Source organism: Frankia sp. CcWB2, assembly GCF_977927585.1.
Window position 1 is genome coordinate 922 of record NZ_CDWRCM010000331.1, and the last position, 2,126, is coordinate 3,047.

3 protein-coding genes are annotated in these 2,126 nt (G+C 70.3%); 1 reads left to right on the forward strand and 2 read right to left on the reverse strand.

Annotated features, from left to right (window positions below; all coding sequences use genetic code 11):
• The coding region (locus tag ACY45C_RS21270) for a glycosyltransferase (RefSeq protein WP_462189327.1) at positions 1-386 on the forward strand (386 nt) is incomplete at its 5' end.
• Between the two features lie 106 nt (positions 387-492).
• On the opposite strand, the gene ACY45C_RS21275 is transcribed toward ACY45C_RS21270, so the two are convergent.
• Together ACY45C_RS21275 and ACY45C_RS21280 are read right to left on the reverse strand one after the other, a co-directional pair.
• Positions 493-1,323 carry a polysaccharide pyruvyl transferase family protein gene (locus ACY45C_RS21275; protein ID WP_462189329.1) on the reverse strand — a complete coding sequence of 277 codons (831 nt, stop codon included), beginning with the start codon at positions 1,321-1,323 and terminating at the stop codon, positions 493-495.
• On the reverse strand, positions 1,324-1,590 hold the full coding sequence (locus tag ACY45C_RS21280) for a hypothetical protein (RefSeq protein WP_462189328.1): 267 nt from the start codon (positions 1,588-1,590) through the stop codon (positions 1,324-1,326). It lies immediately after the preceding gene.
• Between the last annotated feature and the right edge of the window lie 536 nt (positions 1,591-2,126).

A 2,126-nucleotide genomic window follows, 5' to 3' on the forward strand; every position in this document is an offset into this window, starting at 1 on the left:
GGTCCGACGCGGCGCGCGGCGCCCTAGCCGGCTTCGACGTCTTCTGCCTGCCGTCCAGGACGGAGGGCTTTCCGCTGACGATCGTCGAGGCGATGCTATCCAGGCTGCCGGTGGTGGCGACAGCGGTCGGCGGCGTCCCCGAAGCAGTGATCGACGGCGAGACCGGGCTGCTCGTGCCCGCTGGCGACCCGGCCGCCCTGGCCGCTGCGCTGTGCCGGTTGCGGGATGATCCGCTCCTGCGCCACCGGCTGGGGGAACGGGCACGGCAGGCGGCCGTGAGCACCTTCACCGACCGCCAGATGGCCCGCGCCTACCTCACGCTCTGGGAACGGTGCCGCTCGCAGCCGCGGGCCTCTCGCCTGCGGCCCGAACCGCCGCGCCCATGACCTTGAACTGACCGCGAATTCGGGAACTGACGGAAATCTACGAACTGACCACACATCCAGCTCAGGCTTCGCCGGACCTCGTGCCCGGACCAGACCCCGCTCCGGCTCAGTGTGGCTCTCCAGTGGCGTCCGGCAGGCCGCGGCGCGCCAATGCCATCAGCTCCGGCCAGGCGGCCCGCAGGTTGCGGCGCAGCGCGGGCGCCTGCGCGAGAACGGTGCGGAGCACATCGGCGAGACGCTCGCCAGCACAGGCCTGGGCGGGTTCGAGTTCACACCATGCCGGCAGCCTCGCGCTTTCCAGCAGGCCCGAGAACTTGTCCTGGTAGCCGACCGCCAGAGGGGGGACACCCTGGCTGATCGCCGCAACCGCCAGATGCATCCGACCGGTGAGGACCATGTCCACCGCACCTACGAGTGCCTTGGCTCCGGCCGGTCCGGCGTCGGTGTGCAGCACGTGGGCACGTCCGGGTTCCCGCTCGTCCAGCCGGCGGTGCAGCCGCTCGGCGAGCATCAGATCGCCTTGTTCCCCGCGCCGGTCGTGCGGGATCAGCAGCCACGACGTGCCGGCCGACCCGGCATCGCCCAGCCCGTCCACGTACCCGTCGAACAGCCCGGGAACCCGGCCCGCTACCAGATGGTTGATGTTCACTGCGCCCACCCGGCGGCCGTCGGCGCGCTGCCGGTCCAGCCATGCCCGCGCCGGCGCCCCACCGGGCTGGTGGAGATCCGGCTCGAGCAGGAAAGCCAGCTCGGCGACCAGTTCGGCGGTGATGCCGAGCGTAGCCAGCCGGGCCTGGGAGTGCGGGTCCCGCGCGCACACCCGCACATGTCCGCTCAGGCAACGCAGCGCGCGGGCTGCGGCCAGATCTGCCTGTGCCCGCCAGCTGTGCCCCAGCAGGGTGACCTGGGCGCCGGCGTGTAGGCTCAGCGCGGCCAGCTACGCGTAGCGGACCGTGAGCTCGGCACCGTAGGCTCCGTCCAGGATGTCCGCACCGAGGATGTGGACCTCGGTGACCGATGCGAGCAGCGGGACCATGCCCAGCCACGCATCCCAGGCGGCCGCGCCCCGTGCCAGCAGCACCGGTTCCAGATCTCCTGCGGGAGCCGTCCCCAGCGTGCGCTGCCAGGATGGGGCGCCGACGTCAACGTAGCGGCAGTACGCACCGTGCCGGGCCGCAAGCGCCGCCCAGGCGACACGCATCATGGCCTCATCCCCGAGGCTGCCCCAACCGGCCGGTGGCACCAGCAGGGCTGCCGGCTGAGCGCCGCCCGCCCGCAGCTCCGTCGGGGGCCACCCCCGCTCGCCGGCAAGGTCCCGGAGCAGGGTGGCAGGGCCGCACCCGGCGCTACCCTCGTAGCTGCCACTTTCAGGAACGATTCGCCCCGGCCTGTGAGCGGCCTCGTCACCAACCACAGAGAACACCCTTCCGTCATCCCCGCCCGATTCATCGAGGAGTACCTACCCAATACCTGTGAGTGATGACTGGCGTTGCGCCACTCGCGTTATCCTGACCCGGCCGGGTAGCGATCAGGTACGGCTGATGGGGACGTTTCGGGTATGACTGGCGGGGACGTTCTTGAGGATCTGGATCTGGATCTGTCGCTGATCTTGTGATCGAACTGGCCCTCTCATGATCGTCTATTGGTGTCGTGCTGCGATGATCGGCCTGGTATGACCTCCTTGACCTTGGGGTTTGGCTACCGTATTTCGCGAACGTCCTGTTGGACGGGGTCGAGCGC

Excerpts from the sequence above, each read along its gene's own strand:
- ACY45C_RS21280 (WP_462189328.1), bottom strand. The coding sequence starts at position 1,590 with ATGATGCGTGTCGCCTGGGCGGCGCTTGCGGCCCGGCACGGTGCGTAC.